Origin of the sequence: Methanococcus maripaludis C5 (genome assembly GCF_000016125.1) — an archaeon.
In the GTDB taxonomy this organism is placed as follows: domain Archaea; phylum AGJL01; class Methanococci; order Methanococcales; family Methanococcaceae; genus Methanococcus; species Methanococcus maripaludis_D.
In genome coordinates, this window is record NC_009135.1 from 749,203 (window position 1) to 772,844 (window position 23,642).

General features: G+C 34.3%; 25 protein-coding genes. 13 read left to right on the forward strand and 12 right to left on the reverse strand.

Translation table 11 applies throughout. From position 1 onward, the window contains the following. Nucleotides 1–15: 15 nt before the first annotated feature. The gene (gene sucD / locus MMARC5_RS03935; protein ID WP_011868544.1) at nucleotides 16–879 is read left to right on the forward strand and encodes a succinate--CoA ligase subunit alpha; all 864 of its coding nucleotides are present in this window, start codon (nucleotides 16–18) and stop codon (nucleotides 877–879) included. Between the two features lie 46 nt (nucleotides 880–925). Next, entirely contained in the window at nucleotides 926–3,364 is a 2,439-nt protein-coding gene (gene topA, locus MMARC5_RS03940) for a DNA topoisomerase I (RefSeq protein ID WP_011868545.1), read from the forward strand. Between the two features lie 35 nt (nucleotides 3,365–3,399). On the opposite strand, the gene trxR is transcribed toward topA, so the two are convergent. Together trxR and MMARC5_RS03950 are read right to left on the reverse strand one after the other, a co-directional pair. Continuing rightward, the gene (gene trxR / locus MMARC5_RS03945; protein WP_011868546.1) at nucleotides 3,400–4,305 is read right to left on the reverse strand and encodes a F420-dependent thioredoxin reductase; all 906 of its coding nucleotides are present in this window, start codon (nucleotides 4,303–4,305) and stop codon (nucleotides 3,400–3,402) included. Nucleotides 4,306–4,390: 85 nt separating this feature from the next. Further along, on the reverse strand, nucleotides 4,391–5,395 hold the full coding sequence (locus MMARC5_RS03950) for a hypothetical protein (RefSeq protein WP_011868547.1): 1,005 nt from the start codon (nucleotides 5,393–5,395) through the stop codon (nucleotides 4,391–4,393). A 334-nt stretch (nucleotides 5,396–5,729) separates the two neighbouring features. On the opposite strand from MMARC5_RS03950, the gene MMARC5_RS03955 reads away from it, so the two are divergent. The 4 genes from MMARC5_RS03955 to MMARC5_RS03970 all read left to right on the forward strand — a co-directional run bounded on the left by MMARC5_RS03955 (nucleotide 5,730) and on the right by MMARC5_RS03970 (nucleotide 8,559). Further along, on the forward strand, nucleotides 5,730–7,229 hold the full coding sequence (locus MMARC5_RS03955) for a DUF2193 domain-containing protein (RefSeq protein ID WP_011868548.1): 1,500 nt from the start codon (nucleotides 5,730–5,732) through the stop codon (nucleotides 7,227–7,229). A 33-nt stretch (nucleotides 7,230–7,262) separates the two neighbouring features. Next, nucleotides 7,263–7,478 (forward strand): DUF2180 family protein, encoded by a 216-nt coding sequence (locus MMARC5_RS03960; protein ID WP_011868549.1) that lies wholly within the window; start codon nucleotides 7,263–7,265, stop codon nucleotides 7,476–7,478. Beyond that, nucleotides 7,475–8,194, forward strand: coding sequence for an MIP/aquaporin family protein (locus MMARC5_RS03965; protein WP_011868550.1), 720 nt, complete (start codon nucleotides 7,475–7,477; stop codon nucleotides 8,192–8,194). Before MMARC5_RS03960 ends, MMARC5_RS03965 begins: the two co-directional genes overlap by 4 nt. Before the next feature lie 107 nt (nucleotides 8,195–8,301). After that, the gene (locus tag MMARC5_RS03970; protein ID WP_048058456.1) at nucleotides 8,302–8,559 is read left to right on the forward strand and encodes a hypothetical protein; all 258 of its coding nucleotides are present in this window, start codon (nucleotides 8,302–8,304) and stop codon (nucleotides 8,557–8,559) included. A gap of 51 nt (nucleotides 8,560–8,610) precedes the next feature. On the opposite strand, the gene MMARC5_RS03975 is transcribed toward MMARC5_RS03970, so the two are convergent. Both MMARC5_RS03975 and cobA read right to left on the reverse strand, forming a co-directional pair. Further along, on the reverse strand, nucleotides 8,611–9,189 hold the full coding sequence (locus MMARC5_RS03975; protein ID WP_048058457.1) for an FmdE family protein: 579 nt from the start codon (nucleotides 9,187–9,189) through the stop codon (nucleotides 8,611–8,613). A gap of 64 nt (nucleotides 9,190–9,253) precedes the next feature. After that, the gene (gene cobA, locus MMARC5_RS03980) at nucleotides 9,254–9,973 is read right to left on the reverse strand and encodes a uroporphyrinogen-III C-methyltransferase (protein WP_011868553.1); all 720 of its coding nucleotides are present in this window, start codon (nucleotides 9,971–9,973) and stop codon (nucleotides 9,254–9,256) included. 225 nt (nucleotides 9,974–10,198) lie between these two features. On the opposite strand from cobA, the gene cgi121 reads away from it, so the two are divergent. From cgi121 to purB, 5 genes are read left to right on the forward strand one after another with little or no spacing between them, the layout of a single operon-like run. After that, entirely contained in the window at nucleotides 10,199–10,630 is a 432-nt protein-coding gene (gene cgi121 / locus MMARC5_RS03985; protein ID WP_011868554.1) for a KEOPS complex subunit Cgi121, read from the forward strand. Nucleotides 10,631–10,642: 12 nt separating this feature from the next. Beyond that, the gene (gene hisD / locus MMARC5_RS03990) at nucleotides 10,643–11,917 is read left to right on the forward strand and encodes a histidinol dehydrogenase (protein ID WP_011868555.1); all 1,275 of its coding nucleotides are present in this window, start codon (nucleotides 10,643–10,645) and stop codon (nucleotides 11,915–11,917) included. Nucleotides 11,918–11,941: 24 nt separating this feature from the next. Further along, entirely contained in the window at nucleotides 11,942–12,361 is a 420-nt protein-coding gene (locus tag MMARC5_RS03995) for a hypothetical protein (RefSeq protein ID WP_011868556.1), read from the forward strand. 28 nt (nucleotides 12,362–12,389) lie between these two features. Beyond that, complete coding sequence (locus MMARC5_RS04000; protein ID WP_011868557.1) at nucleotides 12,390–14,111, forward strand: ATP-dependent DNA ligase; 1,722 nt, start codon at nucleotides 12,390–12,392, stop codon at nucleotides 14,109–14,111. A 23-nt stretch (nucleotides 14,112–14,134) separates the two neighbouring features. Next, the gene (gene purB, locus MMARC5_RS04005) at nucleotides 14,135–15,484 is read left to right on the forward strand and encodes an adenylosuccinate lyase (RefSeq protein WP_011868558.1); all 1,350 of its coding nucleotides are present in this window, start codon (nucleotides 14,135–14,137) and stop codon (nucleotides 15,482–15,484) included. Between the two features lie 67 nt (nucleotides 15,485–15,551). Here the strand turns inward: purB and MMARC5_RS04010 are convergent, their stop codons facing one another. Beyond that, complete coding sequence (locus MMARC5_RS04010; protein WP_011868559.1) at nucleotides 15,552–15,965, reverse strand: hypothetical protein; 414 nt, start codon at nucleotides 15,963–15,965, stop codon at nucleotides 15,552–15,554. A 255-nt stretch (nucleotides 15,966–16,220) separates the two neighbouring features. Here MMARC5_RS04010 and MMARC5_RS04015 point away from each other — a divergent pair, with 255 nt between their 5' ends. Next, entirely contained in the window at nucleotides 16,221–16,877 is a 657-nt protein-coding gene (locus MMARC5_RS04015) for a DUF166 domain-containing protein (RefSeq protein WP_011868560.1), read from the forward strand. Further along, on the forward strand, nucleotides 16,874–17,656 hold the full coding sequence (locus tag MMARC5_RS04020) for an ATP-binding protein (RefSeq protein WP_011868561.1): 783 nt from the start codon (nucleotides 16,874–16,876) through the stop codon (nucleotides 17,654–17,656). The genes MMARC5_RS04015 and MMARC5_RS04020 overlap by 4 nt, the downstream gene beginning before the upstream one ends. Before the next feature lie 4 nt (nucleotides 17,657–17,660). Here the strand turns inward: MMARC5_RS04020 and MMARC5_RS04025 are convergent, their stop codons facing one another. The 7 genes from MMARC5_RS04025 to cdhB all read right to left on the reverse strand — a co-directional run bounded on the left by MMARC5_RS04025 (nucleotide 17,661) and on the right by cdhB (nucleotide 23,634). Then, nucleotides 17,661–17,840: a CooT family nickel-binding protein gene (locus tag MMARC5_RS04025; RefSeq protein WP_011868562.1), complete on the reverse strand. Its 180-nt coding sequence runs from the start codon at nucleotides 17,838–17,840 to the stop codon at nucleotides 17,661–17,663. 102 nt (nucleotides 17,841–17,942) lie between these two features. Then, a complete protein-coding gene (locus MMARC5_RS04030) occupies nucleotides 17,943–18,407 on the reverse strand; it encodes a 4Fe-4S dicluster domain-containing protein (protein ID WP_011868563.1) in 465 nt (154 codons plus the stop codon). A gap of 4 nt (nucleotides 18,408–18,411) precedes the next feature. Continuing rightward, nucleotides 18,412–19,785 carry an acetyl-CoA decarbonylase/synthase complex subunit gamma gene (gene acsC, locus MMARC5_RS04035; RefSeq protein ID WP_011868564.1) on the reverse strand — a complete coding sequence of 458 codons (1,374 nt, stop codon included), beginning with the start codon at nucleotides 19,783–19,785 and terminating at the stop codon, nucleotides 18,412–18,414. 13 nt (nucleotides 19,786–19,798) lie between these two features. Beyond that, nucleotides 19,799–20,953 (reverse strand): CO dehydrogenase/acetyl-CoA synthase subunit delta, encoded by a 1,155-nt coding sequence (cdhD, locus tag MMARC5_RS04040; protein ID WP_011868565.1) that lies wholly within the window; start codon nucleotides 20,951–20,953, stop codon nucleotides 19,799–19,801. A 14-nt stretch (nucleotides 20,954–20,967) separates the two neighbouring features. Continuing rightward, nucleotides 20,968–21,720, reverse strand: a complete 753-nt coding sequence (locus MMARC5_RS04045; protein WP_011868566.1) for an ATP-binding protein — start codon at nucleotides 21,718–21,720, stop codon at nucleotides 20,968–20,970. A 10-nt stretch (nucleotides 21,721–21,730) separates the two neighbouring features. Then, nucleotides 21,731–23,104: a CO dehydrogenase/CO-methylating acetyl-CoA synthase complex subunit beta gene (cdhC, locus tag MMARC5_RS04050; protein ID WP_011868567.1), complete on the reverse strand. Its 1,374-nt coding sequence runs from the start codon at nucleotides 23,102–23,104 to the stop codon at nucleotides 21,731–21,733. A gap of 11 nt (nucleotides 23,105–23,115) precedes the next feature. Next, nucleotides 23,116–23,634 (reverse strand): CO dehydrogenase/acetyl-CoA synthase complex subunit epsilon, encoded by a 519-nt coding sequence (cdhB, locus tag MMARC5_RS04055; RefSeq protein WP_011868568.1) that lies wholly within the window; start codon nucleotides 23,632–23,634, stop codon nucleotides 23,116–23,118. Nucleotides 23,635–23,642 lie beyond the last annotated feature (8 nt).

Here is a 23,642-nt window from a genome sequence, read left to right on the forward strand (position 1 = left end):
TAATGAGGTGAAATATTGATTCTTCTAGACGAAAACACAAGAGCAATTGTTCAAGGGATCACTGGAAATCAGGGCAGATTCCACACAAAAAATATGCTTGAATGCAATACCAATGTTGTAGCAGGTGTAACTCCTGGAAAAGCGGGCCAAGATGTCTACGGAGTTCCTGTTTATGATACTGTTTTGGAAACCGTTGAAAAATACGATGCAAACGCGTCTTTAATATTCATACCTGCACCATTTGTAAAAGATGCGGCATACGAAGCAGTAGATGCAGGACTTGACCTCGTTACAATCATTACCGAACACATACCAATTCAGGATTCAATGGATATTGTAGCATACGGAAAAAAACACGGCGTAAATATAATCGGACCAAACACTCCAGGTTTAGCATCTCCAAAGGTAGGAAAACTTGGAATTATCCCGGTGAGCATATTAAAAGAAGGAAATATTGGAATGGTATCAAGAAGTGGCACATTAACTTACGAAATTGCAAGCCAGCTAACTACCTCAAACTACGGGCAGTCTTCATGTGTTGGAATTGGTGGAGACCCGATAACTGGTTTGAGATACATTGAAGTTTTGGAAATGTTTGAAAAAGACAGCGAAACTGATGCGGTTGTAATGGTTGGAGAAATCGGTGGAAATGCTGAAGAAGATGCGGCTGAAAAAATGATTTCGAAAATGAAAAAACCAGTTATTTCATACATTGCAGGACAGTCCGCACCCGAAGGAAAAAGAATGGGTCACGCTGGTGCAATTATCGAAAAAGGAGTCGGAACTGCAAAAAGCAAAATGGAAGCACTTGAAAACGCTGGCGCCCATGTTGCAAAAAGAATTTCAGATATACCCTTACTATTAAAAGAAATTATTTAAACTGCTTTTTTCAATTATTTTATTATTAATTTAAAACGTGAAAAATATGACTGGACTAATTATCTGTGAGAAACCAAACGTTGCTAAAAAAATTGCAGAAGCCCTTGGGAAACCAAAGAAAAAATCCCACAATTCAGTACCGTACTACGAGTTGGAAAGACAGGGAGAAACCATAGTTGTAGCTTCAGCAGTAGGTCACCTCTATACGCTACAAGAAAAAACCAAAACTAAATTTGGAGATTACCCTGTTTACGATATTCAATGGGTTCCAGCATCTACGCTCGATGAAAAAAAATACATTCAAAAATACATCGATGCACTGAAAAAAGTCTCAAAAGGCGCAAACAAATTTTACGTTGCGACGGACTGGGATATCGAAGGGGAATTAATTGGGTACCATGCATTAAACTTCACATGCGGTCAAAAAAACGCTCACAGATTAAGATTTTCAAGTTTAACAAAGAAAGAAATTGCAAAAGCTTATGAAAATCCAAATGAAATTGATTTTGGGCTTGTTGATGCAGGAGACAGCCGACACAAAATCGACTGGTATTTTGGTATAAATGTTTCAAGAGCACTTATGCAGGCAGTTAGTTCTGTTAAACGATGGAAAACCCTCAGTACAGGTAGGGTTCAAGGTCCAGCACTTGCTTTTTTAGTAGATAAAGAATTAGAAATTAGAAATTTCGTTCCAACACCGTACTGGGTGCTTGAAGCTCTCTTGGATAATGAATTAATTGCAATTCACGAGCTTGAAAAATTCTGGGATGAAGAAGAAGCAAATAACGCTTTTGAAAAAGTAAAAGATCAAAAGCAGGCGACAGTTTCAGATGTTAAAAAAACAATGAAAAGCATTCCCCCAAATCCGCCTTTCGATTTAGGTGCACTCCAAAGAGAAGCACACAATATGTTTAGATTTTCACCTAAAAGAACGCAGGAAATTGCGCAAAAATTGTATGAAAAAGGATACTGTTCATACCCGAGAACCAGCTCCCAAAAACTTCCTGATGATAAAGCGTACATGGACGAAATCCTGAAAAATCTTTCAAAAAATAAAGATTACAAACCATATATTGAAAAAATTTTAAGTGAAAACAGAAAACCAATTTCAGGTAAAAAAGACGACCCTGCACACCCTGCAGTACACGCAGTGGACGTTCCAAAGGAAAAACTTCCTGATGATGAATTAAAATTGTACGAACTTATTGCAAGACGAACAATTGCACTTTACTGGGATAACGCTAAAAGGGAATATTCAAAAATCAACCTCGATATAAACGGCGAAATATTCAAATTAAGTGGTTCAAGAACCGTTGAAGAAGGATGGCACGAAATATACTACTACACTAAATTTGATGAAGTGGAACTTCCAGAATTGAAGAAAAAAGACGTTATAAATGTAAATAATATTAACTTCGAAGCAAAAGAGACGAAGCCTCCAAAAAGATACACAATGGCTTCAATTATCAAGGAACTTGAAAAAAGAAAACTTGGGACAAAGGCAACGAGAGCAGACATTCTTGAAAAACTAACCAAACGTGGTTATGTGATTGAAGATGGTTCTTTAACTGTTACTGATCTTGGAATTGGAGTTACAGAAACTTTGAGAAAGTACTGTCCTGAAATTGTTGAAGAAACACTTACAAGAGATCTTGAAGATAAATTAGAGCTTATTCAGGATAAAAAAATCAAAAAGGAAGACGTTATAAAAGAAACAGAAACCAAGCTTACAAAAATCCTTGGAGAATTCCGTTTAAAAGAAAAAGAAATCGGAAACGAACTTGTGGATAAACTCGATTCGACAAACCGGTCTTTACAAATCATTGGAAAATGTAAATGTGGCGGAGACATGATTATCATCCGCACAAAGGGTAAAAAAAGATTTGTTGGATGTAGTAATTACCCAGACTGTGACGTTACATTCCCACTACCTCAAAAAGGAAGAATTAAAGTTCTAAACGAAGTCTGCGAAAAATGCCAGAATCCAGTAATTGGGCTTGATAGATTAAAAATTTGTGTAAATCCAGACTGTACCACGAGAATTTCAGAAGAAGATAAAAAAGAAATTGAAAGAGCTGAAAAAGAAGAAAAAATATGTCCAAAATGTGGTGGCAAGCTTTTAATTAAAAAGGGACCTTATGGAGTTTTCAGAGGCTGCGAAAATTACCCAAAATGTAAATATACGGAAAAATTAAATGGAGAATCCAATGAAAAAGAAATCGTTGGAAAATGTCCAAAATGTGGAAGCGACCTCTATAAAAGAAGAGGGCGATTTGGAGAATTTATTGGATGCAGCAATTACCCAAAATGTAGACACACTGAAAAAATAGAAAAGAAAAAAGACGATAATGCAAAAGAAACTAAGGCGGAAAAGAAGGAAGAAACAAAACCAAAAACCACGAAGAAAACAGCCCCAAAAAAGACTACAACTAAAAAAACAGCTGCCAAGAAAGCACCTGCTAAAAAAACAGCGACTAAAAAATAAGTCAATATAAAAATTAAAAAATTCTTCAAAAAATATTATTCTTTTTGAATGCTACTCAAAGCACCGGTAAATGCAGTGACTCCTTCACCAACTGCCTTTGAAACCTGTAAAATTCCACCCGTAACGTCCCCGCAGGCATAAATTCCATCCGCACTTGTTTTGCAGTTTTTATCTATTTCTATGAATTTTCTTTTATTAAGTTTTATATCGCTTTTTTCCAAAAATTCCGTATTTGGAACGTATCCAAAGCTTATAAATATTCCATCCGCGGAAATTATCTCTTTTTTTCCATTTATCGAAACTTTAACGCCTTCTGCTTTTTCTTCTCCAACAATCTCGATTGGTTCTGCATTGAGAACTATTTCAAGGTTGTTCATTAAGTTCATTCGGTCTTCCATTATTCGTTCGACTGCCTTTAATTCGGGCCTATCAGTAACTATCGTTATTTTTTTGGCAATATCTTTTAAATTATATGCTGCCATTATTGCAGAAGTGCCCCTTCCAAGTACGATTACTTCCTTATTTAAAAAGAAGAAAGCATCACACATTACACAGTAACAGACTCCTTTTCCCATAAAATCGTCTTCATTTAATCCGGGCTTTTTGTAGCGGCTTCCTGACGCAATTACTATCGATTTTGCTTCGTACTGTTCGTTTTTCGTAATTACTTTGAATGGTTTTGAAGAAGTATCTATTTTTTCAACTTCTTCGTGGATTATTGGAAGTTCGAATTGTTTTGCATGTTCTGAAAATTTCTGTGCCAGTTCAAAACCTTTTATTGATTCAAAACCAGGATAATTTTCAACGACCCCTGCTTCTGCAATTTTTCCGCCTTCATTTTCTTTTTCTAGGCACAAAGTACTTAATTTTGCCCTCATTGCGTATATTCCTGCAGTAAGTCCCGCTGGACCGCCCCCTATAATAATTAAATCGTATACCATCAAACCACCTGTTGTTCTCAATAACAATTTCTCTTTAAAAATATATAAAATAGTATAAAATATTAAATATCGTCTTTAAATCAATTTATGGTTTGAATGATTCGAGTTTTTCTTTCAAATTGAAAACACAAGTTTCGATGTTTTCGTCGTTACAATTTATCTCGATTTTTGAGATATCGTCAGTATCTAAAAATGCAAAGATATTGTATGCGGGACACCCATATTGGGTTTTTTTAGTTTTTGGAAGGCTTAATTTTTTTAATTCTTCTAAAATATTATTGTTTAGATATAATATCTCATTTTCAAGTCCTTCATTCATTATAGGTTTATTATTCAGTGTTTGTGGGCTTCTTGTAATAATTCCGGAAGAATTTGAAAGAATTGATGCATGAATCATTCCTTCGATACTTGAAGCAGGCTCAATTATCGTTGATTCATCTTTTTTTATAAATTCTGGAAGAAATGACACTTTAATTCTAAGCCATGTGCTTTCTTCAGGATTTTCTTTGATAATTTCTTTTGCTTTTTTTGATAAATTTGCGTTATTTAAAAAATATGTTTTAAATTCTGAAGATAATTCTCTCAAACGGGTGTCTTCCGAATTTTTATGAGTTAAATGATAATTCACAGTATTTGGCAGCTTTTTAGTATAATAACTTATAAGATTCTCGGCTGATTTTTTAGTAAGTTCTAATGCATCTTCAAAACTGATTTTTGTTTTATATTCGATTAATTTAGCGTACTCGTAAGTTTCAATTATTACATTAGTTTCAAAATCTTGGTTAGTTTCAATGGCAATTGAAACATAGTCCTCAAGTGTCGGGTGTCTCATAAGCATTTTTAAAACTTCTTCTTCAGATGTGTTAGAATTTAAACTTTTAATTTCCTGATGCGTTAAGAGACATGGCCCTGTTGTGATATTTTTTGAGATAAAATCTCCTAAAATTCCGATAAACCTGTGAGGGGATAAAGTTGTAAATTCATTTGTATTAACTGGTTTTAAACCATATTTTTCGATTATACGGTTCCAGTACTGCGGATAGGTATGCTTAAAATATAAATTTGTAAATTCTCTTTGGCAAACTACCAAATTACCACCCGTGTAAATTCATTTGATTTTGGGTCGAATCATTTTTAAATTTTTGTTATCGATTAAATATTGTTTATTGTAGTGTCTTAATATCACACTACTGCTATACTATATATATTTTATTATTTTTAAGGCTATGAAAATACGATCAAAATGATCAGTATATTAAAAAATACGGGAAATTATAAGTTTTTTTATTTTCTTTGAAAAGGCATATAATGGGCTATTTTCATAATTTTATATGGCAAATAATTAGGTGGGGGAGCTTTAAATTTAGTTATCACCTCGATTTAACGCCTAAGCCTTAATATCCAATCAATGAGGGGGATTTGATATGGAAGAAATATATTCAAAAATGGTTAATGAAGCAATGGCTGCACAATGGGCGGATGTTAACATAATTAAGGAAAAAAGAGGGCATGATTTTAAGATAAAACATGCTAAAGGATACGTAGATGTTGCAAATAAAATGGAAGCAGTTGGAGATCAGGATCCATCAGTAATCGCATTGCATAAAGATTCGATCAATACACACTTCGATGTTTTGTGCGACCTTACAAAAACAGTAAGGCCTGAAGACGATCCATTCGTTGAACACTACCAGACTCCAGCAATACTTGAAATACTCTACAAAGAAGATCCAGAGTTTAGAAAAAGCGTTGAAAAATTTATTCAAACTATTGAAAAATCAGAAGCACTTATTGGAAGAGAAGTTCTTCGTAGATACGGTGGTTTTTATGGGCCTACTTGCGTTGTAGACTTTGCATTAATCCCTGGAAGCACGAGTAACATTGTAAACAGGATTCTTAAAAATGTAGATATTCCTCTTGAGCATAAACAGGCAATTTTAGCTTCAAAATCTTGGGGAATGAATACATCATATGGGTTTGGGGAAAAATTCGCGACTGCTGTTGAAGCTGGAAAATCACTAACTGATGCAGTAAATGAAGAAATTGAAATGATAAAATTCATTTACGATAAACCAATTGATGCTCAGGCAAAACTTATGGATGGTTTAGGCCATGAAAGTTTTGATGTTAGGAAATACATGGCAGAATACAAAAAGAAAATGGAAAATGCAGTACTTGATGCAATGGACTCAGAAGTTCACTATGGAAACATTGTAACTGTTCCAGCATACTGCGTTGGAGACATTGCACACCACATTGCACAATCCACATTTAACATGTGTAAAGACGACGTTATTATGTCAGTAATTGAAGCAGTTTCAAGTGTAATGGATAATACTCTGAAATCCAATGTAAATAACTTCAAAAGTGAATATGAAATATTATCCCTTGCAACAGGATCGACTGCGGCTGCAACTGAATGTATACTTGAATTAGACGGATTTAATGCACCAACAGTTGTGGATTTACTGACTAAAAGGTTCCATAACTACGTACAGCTCTACCCAACAAGGGGGGCTGCTGCAGAACTTCACAACCATGACTTCATGGATATGATATATAGGGGTTGGAAATTAATTGACAAAGCTAGAAGAGTTAAAAACGGAAGCAATGATCCAATAACTCCAAAAATAGGCAATTTCAAGGTAGATCTTGACCCAATTTTCAAAAATGAAGTCATAATGAACCCGCAAAGATATGCATACCCTGCATGTGCAATAACAGTTAGATTTTCAGCATTGATGAGGCTTGCAGACTATCCATGCCTGTTAACAAGTGAACCTGTAACTGCAACACTCATGACAAACATTATTTCACTACATAAAGAAACTCCTGGAGCACCTGCAAGAGTTTGTAAAGACTGTGCAACAGCATGTTTGGTGGACTTTAGACACCAGTACTGCCAGTATAAAGAAGCTATCTAACTATTTATTCTTCATTTTTAAAGGAGGGAAAAAATGAAGTGTTATTTGTGTAAATTGGAAGGAAAAGATACTGATGCAGTTGCCTCATGTATTGTCTGTGGAATGGGAGTTTGTATGAATCATGTAGTACGTGAAGAAATCGACCATTGGGAAGGAGGATATCCATTTCCAGCTGAAAAGTTGAAAAAAACCATTCCAAGAATGCTCTGTATACCCTGTTATAATGCATTTCAGGAGGGTAAAAAATGAGCCTATTAAAAAGAATGATTGCTGAAGGCCTTGGAACAGGTATTTTGGTATTTTTCGGACCCGGTGCTGCTGCAATGACGTTGATGATTGCAAACAGTACTGGGTCGGCCGGAATTGGACTACTCGGCGGACTTGGAGATTGGTTTGCAATTGGATTTGCTTTTGCACTTGCTATTGCTGCAGTAATCTATTCTATGGGGCGTGTTTCTGGAGCACACATCAACCCAGCAGTAACTGTCGGACTCTGGGCAGTTAAAAAATTCCCTACAAAAGATGTAATTCCGTATATTATCGCCCAGTTAATTGGTGCTGCAATAGGTTCCATACTGTTCTTTACATGTATTGGACTTGATTCTGTGACGATAGGGGGACTCGGAGCTACCGCGCCATTTGCAGGAATAAGCTACTTTCAGGCAATACTTGCAGAATTTATCGGAACATTTCTGTTAATGTTTGTCATACTGGGGGTTGCTGTTGATAAACGGGCTCCGGATGGATTTGCAGGACTCGTAATTGGTTTAACAGTTGGTGCCATAATTACAACAACAGGAAATATTGCAGGCGCTTCATTAAATCCAGCAAGAACTTTTGGACCATATTTGATAGACAGTATTTATGGATTAAATCTATGGTATTATTTCCCGATATATATTATTGGGCCAATTATCGGTGCAATAGTTGCTGCATTCACGTATGAATACTTAAATCGCGAATAAACCATTATTATCTTTTTTTTGAAAAATTAGTGTACTTTTTAAATGATCTAAAAGGTATTAATATTTTAGGTGACAATATATTATTACCATATATCGGGGGAATAACTATGGGATCTATTTCAGAGTATTTTCAGATTAAAAAGGAAATTCAAGACTTGAAAGAAGAAGTTAATAAAAAAATCAAGGATTCGAATGAATCTACAAAATCTCGTTCTGAATCCATTCAATACATAAATAAGAAAATAATTTCAAAAAAGAAAAGATTAAAAAACGCTGAAAATCGAATTATTACAAATTATATATTTCCGTTGTTTGTTGTTATTTTAATTTTGGCTTATTATTATATAAGACAAAATTTTTTATAATATTTCATTAATTTCAAAATTTTTAGAGGAATAAAAAAATAAATATATAATTTAATGGACTAATTTTTGGAAACATTCTTTACAGACGATTTTACCATCGATTGTTCGCCCCTTAATTTCCATGAATGTTTCTCCACAGTTATCACAAGTAAGTGAAGGATAAAGTCTTGCTTTTGATGGTTCTTCAATTTCTACCCAAGTTATGTCAAATAATTCTTCTTCAGGAGCCTCCAAAAGATGTTTTATAGCTTCTTTTCTTCGTTCAAACATTTGTTTTTCTTCATCTGCAGTTAAAGTTCCTTCATTGAATTTTTTATTAAATGTTCCAACTTTTTTAGAAAGATCGTATTTCAAATAAATTCTGAGAGCTTTGTTGTTGTCTCTTGAATAAAAAGTGTAAACGTGCTTTCCGTTATCCCTAAATTTCAAATTTCCTTTTCCAAAGGTACATCCAAGCATCTGCTGTATTCCATCAATACTGCAAGAGTTATTTTCAACTATTGCAACAAGCTGTTCATCTTCTGATCTAGGGTAGTGATCAAGTACATATTTTGAAACCCTGTATCCAATTGTAACCCCTGGGCATTCGTGACCGTGAAATTCAACTGTTTTTTGGTAGTCTTCGTTCAAGTTTTCACCAGTTATGCTGATAAATTCCATATATCGTATTACTTTTTATAAGTTCTTATTATTTTTAAAGTACATTTACAACATTTCCAACCAAAATAATTCCTGGAGGGCATACATTTTCCAATTTTGCTATTTTGACAATGTCTGACAGTGTTCCTTTAACCATTCTTTGATTTTCTCTTGTTCCATCCATTAAAATTGCAACTGGCGTATTTTCATTTCTTTTTGGATTTTTCAATAATTCTTTTACGTGTTTTTCGAGTGTTGTAATTCCCATAAGTATTACAATTGTATCTGCATTTAATTCGCTTAATTTAACTTGCATTTCGTTTTCAGTCTTGTCTCCTGCTTCATGACCTGTTACAACAGTAAATGATGTCGCAACTTTTCTGTGAGTTACTGGAATTCCAAAAATTTCTGGAACTGAAATTGAAGAAGTGATTCCCGGAATCATTTCGTAGTCTATTCCCTCTTCTTTTAAAGCGAGTACTTCTTCACCGCCCCGTCCAAATACAAAGGAGTCTCCACCTTTAAGTCTTACAACATTTTTGTCTTCTTTTGCTTTATTGACTAAAATTTCGTTTATTTCTTCCTGTTTGTATGAATGTTTTCCCTTTCTTTTTCCAACATAAATGAGTTCAGAATTCTCTTTAGCGTATTTTAAAAGTTTTTCCCCAATTAAATCATCATAAACAATTACATCGGCATTTTTTATTGCTTCAACGCCTTTTAATGTAATCAATCCTTCGTCACCAGGACCTGCGCCAACTAAAATAACTTTCATGATTTTTCCCTTTTCTTTAAATTTTATACAATGCATGAGATTTAAGTTCAATTTTATATATAAAATTTGATATTTGATGCTAAAAACTTCCAGACATTGATTTATGGAATAGATTTTAAAATAGGTACTTATAAAAGAAATATAAAGGTATACTAAAATATAACATTATAACTACTCTCAAAATTCAGGTTTTGAATGTTTTTAAAGTAAAACAAGAGCGAAATTATGATAATAAAAGGCATTAGAGATGCAAAGGTCCCTGATGAAATTTTTAAAATGGGCCTTGAATTCCAAATAATAAATGCAGACCTAATAGCTACAAAAACACATATTTTGCATAGCATATATCAAGCGAAAACAAAAAATAACATATCAAAAAATATCTGGATGGAAATCTTGCTTCGTGCATCAGGCCAAAAACAAATATCGAATGCGATAAAAGTACTCGGTGCAAGAAAAGGAAATATTTGCGTTGTATGTGGCGATGAAAAAACTTTTGAACAGATTAAAGACATCGTTAAAGGATTGGTTGATGACAGCGTTCTTGAATTGAATGATGAAAAAGAAAAAAAGATAAGAGAAGTTTTTGAAATTAACCTTCACGGAAAACTAATTGAACGAGTTTGTGAAAAAATTGCTCTTATCGAGGTTCAATGATTGGTGTGGTTTATGATAGTCAAAAAAATATCCGAATTAAACGAAAAAGACCTAGATATTATAATTAACAGGAATAAAACAAATATTTCAGGGATTTTACCGACTGTAAGCGAAATTTTAGAAAATGTTCAAAAAAATGGGGATAATGCGATAAAAGAATACACTAAAAAATTTGACGGCGTAGACATTGATAATTTCAAGGTAACTTCCGAAGAAATTGATAAAGCGTATGAAAAAATCGATTCAAAAATAGTTGAATCCCTCGAAAAAGCTTACATGAATATTAAAGAATTTCACGAAATTCAATTTAAAAATTTAACTGAATGGGAAGTTGAAAAGGACGGAATTAAAGCGGGACAGATCATCAGATCTATTGAAAAGGCTGGATGCTATGTTCCAGGGGGAAGAGCATTTTATCCATCTACCGTTTTAATGACCGTAACCCCTGCAAAAGTTGCGGGTGTAAAAAAAGTTGTTGTAACATCCCCACCAAATGGAACTGAAGGAAACCCTGCAACGCTTGTTGCTTCAGACATTGCAAAGGTGGATGAAATATACAAAATTGGCGGTGCACAGGCAATTGGCGCTCTTGCATACGGTACAGAATCTATTCCAAAAGTAGATATTATCGTTGGACCGGGAAATATCTTTGTAACTGCCGCTAAAAAATTGGTTTATGGGGAAGTTTCAATAGATTTTCCAGCAGGTCCTTCAGAAGTTCTTATTATGTGTGATGAGTCTTCGAATGAAGAATATGTTGCAATGGACTTTTTGGCTCAGGCTGAACATGACCCGAATGCATCATGTATAATAACCGTTACTTCAGAAGAAAAAGCAGAAAAAATTAAAGAAAGAATTTTAATGGAAATGAAAACTGCTAAAAGAACGGAAATCATTGAAAAATCAATTTTAAATTCTGCAATCGTTACAGGGTCAATTGAGGAATGTATTAAACTTTCAAATAATTACGCTCCAGAGCATTTAGAAATAATGACGAAAAATCCAAGAAAAGTGTTAAATTCAATTGAAAATGCTGGAAGTATCTTTTTAGGAAATTATGCGCCAGTTCCAGTTGGAGATTATGCAAGTGGCACAAACCACGTTCTTCCAACGTCAGCATGCGCAAAAATGTATTCCGGACTCAGCGTTGAAACATTTATCAAAAAGCCAACAGTTCAGGAATTAACAAAAGAAGGATTAAATAAAATCGGGGATATAGTAACTACCCTTGCAGAAGCAGAAGGATTATTTAATCATTCTGAAGCCGTTAAAAGAAGGTTAAATTAAAATAATAAAAATCTGTGTGAAAAAATGTTAAAACATCTGAAAATACTTATCTCAGTTTTTGCAGTTTTGATGATAGTGATGGTTGGAATGAAAACGATTACGGATTCCAAACTACTGGATACTACAGATTCATTTACTGATACTTATTTTGACTATGCGGACTCCACATTAGAACTTTCAGAAAAAGTTGTAAACAATACTGAAAATATTTCGGGCAATAATTCAAAAGAAGAAGCTATTGAAACAGTTTCTCAGGCTGTTGACGATTTTAGTGATTCTTTAGATTATGTAATGAATATGGAAAAATATCTAAATGATCCCGATTATTCTAACGAACCTGAAGAAGAAATTCCCCCCGTTACAGGGGAAAATAAGTCAGAAACTCCCGAAAAAGAACTGATTGAATCTGAAGACGGAATTGTTATTGAAGTTAATTTAAAATAATTATTTTTTTTACTTTTAAGGTGTAATAATGCTTTTTAATGATTTTTGTAAAATTCTTGATAAAATTGAAAAAACTACGAAAAGGCTTGAAAAAACAGACTATTTTGTTGAATTAATCGATTTTATCAAAACTAATGGAAAACCTGAAAATTTAAAACAAGTATCACAAATTACAATTGGAAGAGTTTTTGCGGAATTTGAAAATAAAGAAATCGGAATTGGGCCAAATTTATTACTTGAAGCAGTGAAAACCACAGGAATTTCTGAAAAAGATTTAAAAGCAGAAATTAAAAAGACTGGAGATATTGGAACTGCTGTTGAAAATTTAAGTTCAAATATAAAACAGGTGTCCTTATTCAGCCAGCCACTAACTCTTGAAGAAATGTACTCCACATTAAAAAAACTCTCAGAAATTGAAGGAAATTCATCTCAAAAAAAGAAAATAAGAATAATTTCAAATCTACTAATTTTAGCAAATCCTGTTGAATCAAGATATATTTCAAGGCTTATTTTAGAAGATATGAGAATTGGAATGAACATTCCAACAATTTTGGCCTCATTTTCAAATTATTTCAATGTTAACAAGGAAAATGTCGAAAAAATATATGCTGTTACAAACGATATCGGACTTTTGGGCGAAAAGTTGATTTCTGGTTCAGACATTGAAAACGATTCAGAATTACATTTAAAAGTATTCAGGCCAATAAAACCGATGCTTGCACAGTTAACCCCCTCAATTGAAGATGCGATAATCGAAACTAAAATACCCCAATTTGAAACAAAATACGATGGTGCAAGAGTTCAAGTGCATAAATCAAATGGCGAAGTAAAGATATACAGTAGAAGGCTTGAAGACATTACAAATTCAGTTCCCGAACTCGTTGAAGAGATTAAAAAAATAGATATTGACAACATCATTTTAGAGGGGGAATGTGTTGCAATGGACTTATCTTCTGGAAAACCAAGGCCTTTTCAGGACATTTTAAGAAGGTTCAGGCGAAAGTACGATATCAACAAAATGGCGGAAAAAATAGCTTTAAGAATATACTTTTTCGATGTTTTATATTACAACCGAGGTTTAATCGATACCCCACTAAGAAATAGACGAGAAATCTTAGAAAAATTATTTGGAACAAATGATTGGGATACTGAACTAGAAAAAATTGAAAAAGAGATTTTGTCCAAAAAAATGCTGTTTTCGTCATTTAAATTAAATAGCGATGATCCAAACCTTGCAAAAGAATTTTTTAACTGGAGTTTGAGTATTGGACATGAAGGGGTCATGATTAAAAATCCTGATGCACCATATACACCAGGAAGTAGGGTTAAAACAATGTATAAAGTTAAACCAACATTGGAAAATCTTGATGTGGTTGTAACTCGTGCAAAAATTGGAATGGGAAAAAGAAAAGACTGGTATGGCTCATATGAAATTTCTGTAAAAGATGATGAAAGTAATTTACACGTTATTGGAAACGTTGGAAGTGGGCTTACCGAGGACGATCTTGAAAGACTTACAAAAATAGTTAATGAAATAAAAATTGAAGATTTAGGCGAAGAAGTAATTTTAGAACCTAAAATAGTACTTGAAGTAACATATGAAGAAATTCAAACCTCTGAAAAATACGAAATGGGTTATGCCCTACGTTTTCCAAGAGTTGTTCAGATAAGGGAAGACAAATCTATAAATGACATTAATACATTAGATGATGTGAAGAAAATATACGATATAGAACGAAACAGAAAATAATTTTTATTATAAAAGGTGATTATATGGCAATTCACCCTATCGACTTTAGATACGGAACCCCTGAAATGAAAAAAGTATGGGAAGAAGAAACAAAACTTCAAAAAATGCTTGAAGTTGAAGCGGCCCTTGCTTTAGCAGAAACAGAACTTGGAATGATCCCAAAAGAAGCTGCAGAGGAAATAAACAGAAAAAAATCAACCGAATTTGTAAAACTTGAAAGAGTAAAAGAAATTGAAATGGCAACGAGACACGATGTTGTTTCAGTTGTAAAAGCTTTTGCTGAACAGTGCGAAGGAGATGCTGGAGAATATATTCACTTTGGTTCCACTTCAAACGATATTATCGATACTGCACAGTCACTTCAATTTAAAGATGCTTTTGAAGTTTTAGGGGAAAAATTAAAAACTTTAAGAGGCGAACTCTTAAAAAAAGCAGAAGAACACAAAAACACGGTTTGTATTGGAAGAACACACGGACAGCATGCAGTTCCAACCACATACGGAATGAAATTTGCATTGTGGGCTTCAGAAATTCAAAGACATGTTGAAAGACTTGATGCATCTAAAAAAAGACTTTGTGTTTCAATGATAACTGGCGCAGTTGGAACAATGGCTGCAATAGGTGAAAACGGAATTTTAGTACATAATAGAGTTGGAGAAATTTTAGGACTTGATCCAGTTTTAATTTCAAACCAGGTTGTTCAAAGGGACAGACATGGAGAATTCATGGCTACTTTAGCATTAATTGCACAGACTTTGAATAAAATTGGAATTACTGTAAGAAGCATGCAAAGAAGCGAAATTAAAGAATTAGAAGAAGAATTTGATGCTTCGAAACAGACTGGTTCATCCACAATGCCTCACAAAAGAAATCCAATTACTTTTGAACAGATCTGCGGGCTTTCCAGAATTGTAAAGGCAAACGCACTTGCAGAATTTGATAACATTCCACTCTGGGAAGAAAGAGATTTAACAAATTCATCTTCAGAAAGATGTCTTTTCCCAGAATCCTGCGTAATTTTAGACCATATCTTAAACCTTTCAATAAAAGGAATGAGAAAATTAAGCGTAAATCTTGAAAATGTTAACAGAAACCTCGAAATGACGAAAGGACTTATCATGGCAGAAAGAGTCATGATGTTTTTGGCAAACAGTGGAATGGGAAGACAGACTGGTCACGAAACCGTTAGAAGATGCGCAATGAAAGCTCATGATGAAAGAAAACACTTAAAAGAAGTACTTTTAGAAGAACCCGAAGTCATGAAATACGTTTCAGTTGAAGAAATCGAAAAAATGTTTGATTATAAAACATATATCGGTTTAGCCCCCGAAATTGTAGAAAATGTACTCAATGAAGCTAAAAATTGGGAATAATTTAAAATAAAAATTATTTCAATTAAATTATATTCTTTTAGAATTGCAAAATACACGATTTTACAAATTAATTAAAATTGTAGTATACTTTTGAACCAGTTTCTGAAGAATAAACTGAAATTAGTTCCGGACCTAGATAATATTTTACAGTAATTACGGAGTTATTTGCAACTATTCCTGAATTTTTAATTGCATCAACAATACATTGGCCATAGCAGTCAGTATTCCAGTTCGTATTTAGAGTTACTGATCCGATAAAATCATTATTTACCATGACGGTTATTTCAGACCAGCTAGTTTCAGAATTATTTATTTTCGAAATTTTCCCACCGGAATTCTTTATTATCGAATTAAATACTTTTTCAACATCATCCCTCTGATCTTTGTCATCAGAACTGTAATTTGAGTTAATACATGCACAAAGCGACATCAATATTAAAATAATAAACAAAATTCCGGAAAACAATCTAATCTTCTGCATATAATTACCCCATATCTTAATAGATAATAGTCTTAAGAAGTATATACTATTTTCTATTAATCGGGATTAAATTATCTTTAAAATAAAATCCATTGGAATCCATAAATGATTAAAGTTCTAAAAAATATGCATTAATTCGATAAATACCTGCATAAAATTATCCTTTTTAAAAAAGAATTTGATATTAATACTATTGATACCCAAATACTATATAATTAGTAAAATATAATTGGTTTAAAACGAAATTGTGAAAAAATGAAAGTTGTTGTAGTTTCTGACGGGCCTTTTGGGGAAAGAGCGTACGATACGATCAAAAAGGAATTTGAATGTGAATATATTATTTTAGATATAGTAAAAACAGAATCTATTGACGATTTTACAGAATTTCCAAACGAGCAGATTTCAAAAATAAAATCTGCTGACATTTTAATTACATACACGCTAAATCCAGACATTACTCTCGACCTCATCGAACAGGTTCATGATAATGTTGGATACGTAATAGTTGGAGCTTGGAAAGGAAAAGGGCTAAAAAACCAGCTCGAATCTTTTAAAAACGTGATATGTCCCGATATCATGTGCGAGCTCGTTGAAAATGGAAATAAAATTTTTGATGAATTCGTATCAAAATTTGGAAAGCCGAAAGTTGAAATTAAAGTTGAAAATAACATTGCAACAGAAATAAAAGTTATCAGGGGCTCCCCATGTGGCGGTACAAACTTTGTTGCAAAAGATTTACTTGGAAAAAATATTTCAGATATTTCAACAAAGGCGGGGCTTAGAATACAACACTATCCGTGTAGGGCTGGAAGAATCAGACTTTTTTCAGATGAAGAAAGTGGAAGATATAAGGCTGCAACATTTCATCACGACGCATTTGAAAAAGCATTGAAAAAACAGGTGAATAAATGAAGATTGCAATTACTGGAAAAGGCGGAGTTGGAAAAACAACATTTTCAGGAACTTTAGCCTGTATTTTATCGGAAAAATACAAAGTTTATGCAATAGATGCTGACCCCGACATGAATTTAGCGTCAAGCCTTGGAATAACTGAAAAAATAACTCCAATTTCAAAAATGAAAGAATTGATAAAAGAAAGAACTGGTGCTGAGCAGAGTTCATCTTTTGGAGAAGTTTTTAAGATAAATCCAAAAACTAGCGACCTTCCAGAAAAATTATCAGTAAATTACGATGAACAGGGAAATTTAAAAATAATGGTCATGGGGACCGTTGAAAAAGGAGGAACTGGCTGTGTATGTCCTGCATCTGTTCTTTTAAAAGCGCTTATCAGAAATTTAATTTTGAAAAAGGATGAAGTTGTAATATTAGATATGGAAGCTGGAATCGAACATTTAGGCAGAAAAACCGCAGAAGCTGTCGATGTAATGATCATTGTTTCCGAAGCAAGCTCAAAATCTATGGAAACTGTTGAAAGAATTAAAAAACTTGCAGAAGAAATTGGAATTAAAAAAATCGTTTGCGTATTAAATAAAATTTCAAATGAAACTGAAAAAAGTTTTGCAGAAGAAAATTTAAACAGAATTGGTCTTGAAATACTCGGATGCATTCCATATGACTCGGAAGTATCTGTTGCAGATATGAAAAGAGAACCACTCGTTAATTACAAAAATTCAAAAGCGAAAAATGCAATTAAAGAAATTTCGGAAAAAATAATGAAGCTTAAAAATTAAAAAATTATAATTCTGTAACAACTATTTTATGTCCTTCCAAATCCAAAACATTGAATTTAGCCTTGATTTCTTTTTTATTGTTTAATATGTCGTAAAATTCTAATGTATCGCCATTTACGACTATTTTCATAACATCAGCCATTATTACAGTACCATCGTCCAAATAAACTGTTGATTCACACATAAATATCGCCTCTGTTATTTTCATTGCCTTTATTATCTATTGATTGGAATACTTTTATAAATTGCTAATTTCTTCTGAATTCAATAAAATTAAAAAAAGATATTATTCTTCTCTGTACATTTTTAAGGAATCGATAACGAGATCCATTTGCGATTTTTCTCTTTTAAGTTCTTCCAAGTCTTCTACAGAGAATAATTTCAAAACATTGCTTTTACATGCTTCGACACATGCTGGAAGCATTAAATCAGTTTCCATACAAAGCGTACATTTTTGAACCGATTTTTTATTCGGATTTATTGTAAGTGCTCCAATAGGGCATGCAATCATACAAAGCCTGCATAAAATACAGGATTCTTCGTCAACTACAAGTGCACCATCCAATTCTTCGATAGCATTTACTGGACAAACCTGTTTACATGGCGCTTTGTCAGGATGACACTGTAAACAAAACATTGGGATTGATTGAGTTTTAATGGCTCTTGCAACCCCATGCTGTTTTTTGCATGCTTCGATACAGTCATTACATTCCATACATTTTCTTGCGTCAATTACCATTAATGATTTCATGAAATCACCATATCTTTGCTAAGAAAGCAGGGACTTCCGAGGAATCTCTCGTACCAACAATAACTTCCCATCCGGATTGATCTTCTATATCACCAGATACAGATGCGGCAAGTCCAGGGATGATTAATTTTTTGTGGTTAACTAATTTTTCGATTCCCGTTTCTTTCATGAGTTCAGCGGCTGCTTTTCCGTTAAACTGACCACCTGCAACTGCCACGTCAACTGCTTTTCCACCAGTATCAAGTACAAGTAAGTAACAGTTTACTTTTCCAGATTTCAAATCTCCTGCAACTGTATAGTAGGTTAATGCAAAGTTTGTTGTCATGATTACAGGTGAATTTTCGTCAACTGTTCCAAATTCGTAGATTTTTGCTTCGACTGACTGTGGTTTTCTTGGGTCAGTGTACAAACTCTGTCTCAGGGTTAAAACTGGCATCATTTCCCAGATATCTACGCCATGTAAAATCATGGCATCAGCATACCTGTTCATGAGTGCTGCCGCAGTTGTTGCTTCTTTCATTTTTGTTAATATTTCGTCTTCTTCCGGATTTATCCAGCAAACTGCAGGAACTGCCAAAATTGGGAACCTGAAATCATCGTCTTTTTCTTCAACTGCAAGCCTTCTTATCATGATGAAGTTGTCCATTGTGTCCCCGATTGCTTCACCAATGCAAGTTCCAGGGTCCAATACTATATCCTTAACACCAGACTCTCTCAATTTTCTTGAGAGTTGCTTCATTTTTTCAAGATCGTTTGGAACGAATAATGAAATTGGACAGTTGTGTTTTAATGCTAATTCAGACATTTCATTGATATTGTTTTCGGTTGCTGCATAGATTAAAGGTCTTTTTGATCCAATTACATCAAGTGCAGCTTCCATTGCTTTTGGATCGAATGAACAGAGAATTACTGGAATTCCTGCATCTTTTAATTTTTCTGCAGCTTTTTTGAATTTTTCTAAATCCCCTGATTTATTTCTCAAAGCTACTGCATTCAATTTAAGAATTTCACCGGTTCTTTCAAATTCCAAGTTTTTGATTTCAGATAATTTCTGGTCAAATTCGGAATCATCCATATCGTCGCTTAAATCAACTGCCAATGCTGTTGGGTTGTAGTATGTGAGTTCATATCGGTATAATACTTCGTCTCCACCAATTGTTACTGCCCTGTCACCAGTTCCAATCTTAATTTCTTTTACTGCTGGAGCGAGCATGTTTGTTAATTTTTCAAAGTCAGCACCTTTAAGTTGCGGGCAGTTTGAAAGTTCTGCTTCCTTTTGGGAGAGTTTAGCTGCGAATGCCATACATGATGCTTCGCCACATTTTCCGCAGTTCGTCCTAGGAAGTAATTTGTAAATATCCATTGCTGTAACTTTCACTTTTAAAACCCCCTTAGAATTTGTTTATCCAGTCGGAAATATCCTGGGATTCTTTTGATTTGTATTCGTAAGTGAGTGTTGTTCCGATTTCTTTCAAGGTTTTAACTGAAAGTGGGTGCAACATCATGAATATGTCAACTCCACAGAGCATCATTGTAATGCCTGTGACAACTTCCCAAATAGGCCCCCTGTACTTTGTAGGTCCCCATTCGTCTTTTTTCATCCAAGCTTCTCTTGAACCCCATGCATTAGTGGTTCCAGAAGACATTGGCATCTGCAAAATTTCTTCACCTTTCAATGCTGAAAGTCTGGTTCTTGTCATAACATCGATTGAAAACTCGATACCATAACCAAGAGCACATGTTGTTGGGTCCATTACAATGTCGTTAGCTGTCAAACCCTCTTTCATTAGTGCTTTGTTTAAAACTTTCTGCATGTTTACGTCAGAAATTGCCCATGAAAGAACTGCATGGTCGTGTTTGACTGCGGCCTGTGCAATTTTTTGGTAATCGAGATCAAGGTTTGCTGAAGCCAAAAGACATCTTTCACCGTCTGCAACTTCTGCAGCCATTTCAAGAACAAGCGGGTCTTTTTTAGGGTTACCTGAACCACCAATCACCAAAGGAACTTTTACAGCCTGTAAAACTTCCTCTAAATCTTTTGCCGCATCTTTTAATGATTTATCCTTAACTTTTGGGTCAGTCCCGATCAAATGAAGTGTAATCATGTCTGCGCCAAATTCTTTAACGGCTTTTTCTGCCCATTCTCCAGGGCTGTGCATCACATCTTCAAAATTTTCCTTGATAGGCCTTGGAAGGCCGTTCATTGGAATATCAAATACATCGAAAGTAACAGTTGGTGCATTTGGTTGAGGTTCTTCAAATCTGTAAAGGCTGGTCTGTCCGCCGAGTTTAACGGTTTTTCTGTTTTTTCCACCGAGTTTAACTTCGTTTACTTTTCCAGCGTAGTCTTTTACAGGGTATTTAAATTCAATCTGACTTTCGAATTCTTTTTTAGCTTCGACTTGTTTTTCAACAACTTTTTGAACGAAATTTTGTAGTGTAGGCATTATGGTAAGTTCCAACTCATCTACATCCATTCTAAACTCGTTTATTTCGATCGAATCGGTTTTTTCGAGTAATTTTAGAATCTGTGACATCGTATCCATGATTTCACATCCAGTTATCCTAAGATTTTTTCAACGATTTTTGAAACGGAATTTACAGTATCTGACTCATCAGGAAGTTCAAATAATGGCTTTCCTTCCATATCATAACTTGCTGTAAGTTCATCGTCGTATATTATTCCAATAATGTCTAGACCGAAGTCTTTAACTGTTTCACGAACGCTTTCTTCGTTTTCAGGCTTTATCCTGTTTAATACAAGGTATAAATTTTTAAAGCTGATATCCAGTTCTTTTGCGAGATCTTTTATTCTGATGGCAGTTAAAATTCCTCTTTTTGATGAATCAGTAACTACAAGTAGAGTATCAACATTTTGAGTAGTTCTTCTGCTCAAATGTTCAAGTCCTGCTTCTGTATCGATTACTACAATATCATAATTTGAAGAAACCGTTTCAATGATTTTTCTGAGCATGTTATTTACCGCACAGTAACAGCCACTTCCTTCAGGCCTGCCCATTACAAGAAGATCAAATTCTGGAGTTTCTATAATTGATTCCATGATTTTATAGTCTAAACTATTCCACATATCCATTTCTGGAGATGCATTTCCAGATTTAACTTCTTTTTTCAGCTCTTCTCTTGCATCTCCAACGGTTTTTGTTACTTCCACTCCAAGAGCTTCAGGGAGATTGGAATCCGGATCTGCATCTATTGCCAAGATGTCTTTTCCAGTTTTAGTAAGATTCCTAATTATCAGAGATGAAAGAAGAGTTTTTCCAACTCCGCCTTTTCCGGTAACTGCAATAATCATTTTTAACAGCCTATTTCTTTTTTATGATAATTTTTTCAGCGTAAATTTTCGCATTTTTAAGTATGATTTTAATTCCACCAGACGTAGGAATTGCCATTTCAGGAATCTGTGCAAATTGAACGAGTTCTCCCACAGGTTCTGCCTCAGCCTCTTTTACTTGTTCTTCGACAGGTGCTTCTAATTCAGCAATTCTTTTAAGAACTGGGTGGTTTTTTTCGTTCAGGAATTTTTTCAAGTTGTGAATGCTTGAAACATCCTTTTCTGTTGCAATTTTGTCTCTTAATTCTTCAGGAATTGATTCGAGAACTTTTTCCTTAATTTCTTTTGGAAGCCAGACGATTCTTTCGTATCCGCCATCGGCCTGCAAGAATTTTGGTGATCTCATGTATTCAATACAAAGACCTGCAAATCCTTCAACCTGTTTTCCACCAGAGCACTGTCCTGCCATTGCAGAAAATGGAATTCCCATCGGCGTATCTTCTTTGAAATCCCTGTGAACAATTCCAATTCCATCTAATTCAGGAATATAAAATGCTACAGCTTCAAAGCAACCGCATGATGTGTGTGGGTGTCCAAATATACTGTGTAAATATACTTTATCAAACGTGCCCTGTGATTTATCAGCAACAGTTGAATTTAATGTAGTATATTCTCCAGTAACTGGATCTAACAAGTCTCCTTTTGGAACTTCAAAAATTGGACCTTCCGGATCAATTTTTGCAGCAGCCCTACAATCAAACCAGTTAATTCCGCCACATAACGCTGGTCTGTCAGGCGTGATTATACAGACGTGAGTTGGAGCAAATGATTGACACATGATGCATCCGTAAAATACATCTACATCATCTTCACTCAGATCTCGTGCTTTACTATCTCTTGTTTGATATTCCAAAACTGCTTTTTCAACAAATTCGTTTACTTTTTCTTCTTCAGTGAATATTGTAATTGATATTGCTTCGATAATTGGGAATTCGTCTTTAAAGAGTATTGAAAGAGCCTGTCCAAGATGCTTTAATTCAAAACCTTTTGAATGAGAATCTTTGCTTACCCTGCACCAGATTTTGTCTCTTTGGTTTAAGTGCATGAAACCTTGAACATAGTTACAGATTTCGTGAATCCTTCTTTCGATTACTCCTTCGAGATCTTTTTCAAGTTTTTCTCCAGAAACTTCCATTAATAGTCCAAATGGGTAGATTTTTCCCTCTTCCATGTCTTTGAGTTCTGGACCAATAACTTCAACTTTTCCGTCTTCTGCATTGTCAGAAACTAAAACTAGCTCTGCACCAACTGACTTGGGCCCCGCAAGTTCAATGAACATGTTTGCTGCCCTTATCCTTTCTCCTTCGTACATCGGACTTATTTCAACAGGTATATCTCCAAACATGAGTATCTCCCTTAAATTTTTGACATTTTATCTAAGTAGTTTGTCCATTCAGAATCAGACATATTCGGGAATGATGCATTTGCATTTGAATGAAAATATTTACAAAGTGTCAATGTTTTCAAATGCGGTGCAAAATGTTTGAGTGATGAAAGGCCTTGTGATGCAAGGTAGTATGTGACCCCAATAAATAATACAAGGTCATGCTGTCCTTCACCATTTACTCCTTTCCATTCTGGATCTTTCAAAAGATTTACGATCTCAATTGTACCGTATCTTTTAGATTTGATGCCATTTTCAGTTAAAGATTTGTAAATATTTCCAGTAGCCGCTACAGGCAGATTCCAAGCTTCCACAATATCTTTGCATTGTGAAATTAACCCTTCATCATCTTTTATAAGAGACCCAATCACAAACAATGGATTTTTAGCCTTTTTTAGCATCATTTTGGCAATTGCGGGAGTTACAAGCATTCCATGTTTTGGGCCTGCAATTACGGTTGGTTGCCAGGGGGTAGTTCTTTCTCCATCCATATTTTCAC

Excerpts from the sequence above, each read along its gene's own strand:
- purB (WP_011868558.1), top strand. The coding sequence starts at position 14,135 with ATGGCAATTCACCCTATCGACTTTAGATACGGAACCCCTGAAATGAAA.
- cdhD (WP_011868565.1), bottom strand. The coding sequence starts at position 20,953 with ATGGATACGATGTCACAGATTCTAAAATTACTCGAAAAAACCGATTCG.
- cgi121 (WP_011868554.1), top strand. The coding sequence starts at position 10,199 with ATGATAATAAAAGGCATTAGAGATGCAAAGGTCCCTGATGAAATTTTT.
- cdhC (WP_011868567.1), bottom strand. The coding sequence starts at position 23,104 with ATGTTTGGAGATATACCTGTTGAAATAAGTCCGATGTACGAAGGAGAA.
- MMARC5_RS04025 (WP_011868562.1), bottom strand. The coding sequence starts at position 17,840 with ATGTGTGAATCAACAGTTTATTTGGACGATGGTACTGTAATAATGGCT.
- cobA (WP_011868553.1), bottom strand. The coding sequence starts at position 9,973 with ATGAAAGTTATTTTAGTTGGCGCAGGTCCTGGTGACGAAGGATTGATT.
- trxR (WP_011868546.1), bottom strand. The coding sequence starts at position 4,305 with ATGGTATACGATTTAATTATTATAGGGGGCGGTCCAGCGGGACTTACT.
- MMARC5_RS04045 (WP_011868566.1), bottom strand. The coding sequence starts at position 21,720 with ATGATTATTGCAGTTACCGGAAAAGGCGGAGTTGGAAAAACTCTTCTT.
- cdhB (WP_011868568.1), bottom strand. The coding sequence starts at position 23,634 with ATGGATGGAGAAAGAACTACCCCCTGGCAACCAACCGTAATTGCAGGC.
- MMARC5_RS03995 (WP_011868556.1), top strand. The coding sequence starts at position 11,942 with ATGTTAAAACATCTGAAAATACTTATCTCAGTTTTTGCAGTTTTGATG.
- MMARC5_RS03960 (WP_011868549.1), top strand. The coding sequence starts at position 7,263 with ATGAAGTGTTATTTGTGTAAATTGGAAGGAAAAGATACTGATGCAGTT.
- MMARC5_RS03970 (WP_048058456.1), top strand. The coding sequence starts at position 8,302 with ATGGGATCTATTTCAGAGTATTTTCAGATTAAAAAGGAAATTCAAGAC.
- MMARC5_RS04020 (WP_011868561.1), top strand. The coding sequence starts at position 16,874 with ATGAAGATTGCAATTACTGGAAAAGGCGGAGTTGGAAAAACAACATTT.
- MMARC5_RS04000 (WP_011868557.1), top strand. The coding sequence starts at position 12,390 with ATGCTTTTTAATGATTTTTGTAAAATTCTTGATAAAATTGAAAAAACT.
- MMARC5_RS04030 (WP_011868563.1), bottom strand. The coding sequence starts at position 18,407 with ATGAAATCATTAATGGTAATTGACGCAAGAAAATGTATGGAATGTAAT.
- MMARC5_RS03955 (WP_011868548.1), top strand. The coding sequence starts at position 5,730 with ATGGAAGAAATATATTCAAAAATGGTTAATGAAGCAATGGCTGCACAA.
- MMARC5_RS03965 (WP_011868550.1), top strand. The coding sequence starts at position 7,475 with ATGAGCCTATTAAAAAGAATGATTGCTGAAGGCCTTGGAACAGGTATT.
- hisD (WP_011868555.1), top strand. The coding sequence starts at position 10,643 with ATGATAGTCAAAAAAATATCCGAATTAAACGAAAAAGACCTAGATATT.
- topA (WP_011868545.1), top strand. The coding sequence starts at position 926 with ATGACTGGACTAATTATCTGTGAGAAACCAAACGTTGCTAAAAAAATT.
- MMARC5_RS04010 (WP_011868559.1), bottom strand. The coding sequence starts at position 15,965 with ATGCAGAAGATTAGATTGTTTTCCGGAATTTTGTTTATTATTTTAATA.
- MMARC5_RS04015 (WP_011868560.1), top strand. The coding sequence starts at position 16,221 with ATGAAAGTTGTTGTAGTTTCTGACGGGCCTTTTGGGGAAAGAGCGTAC.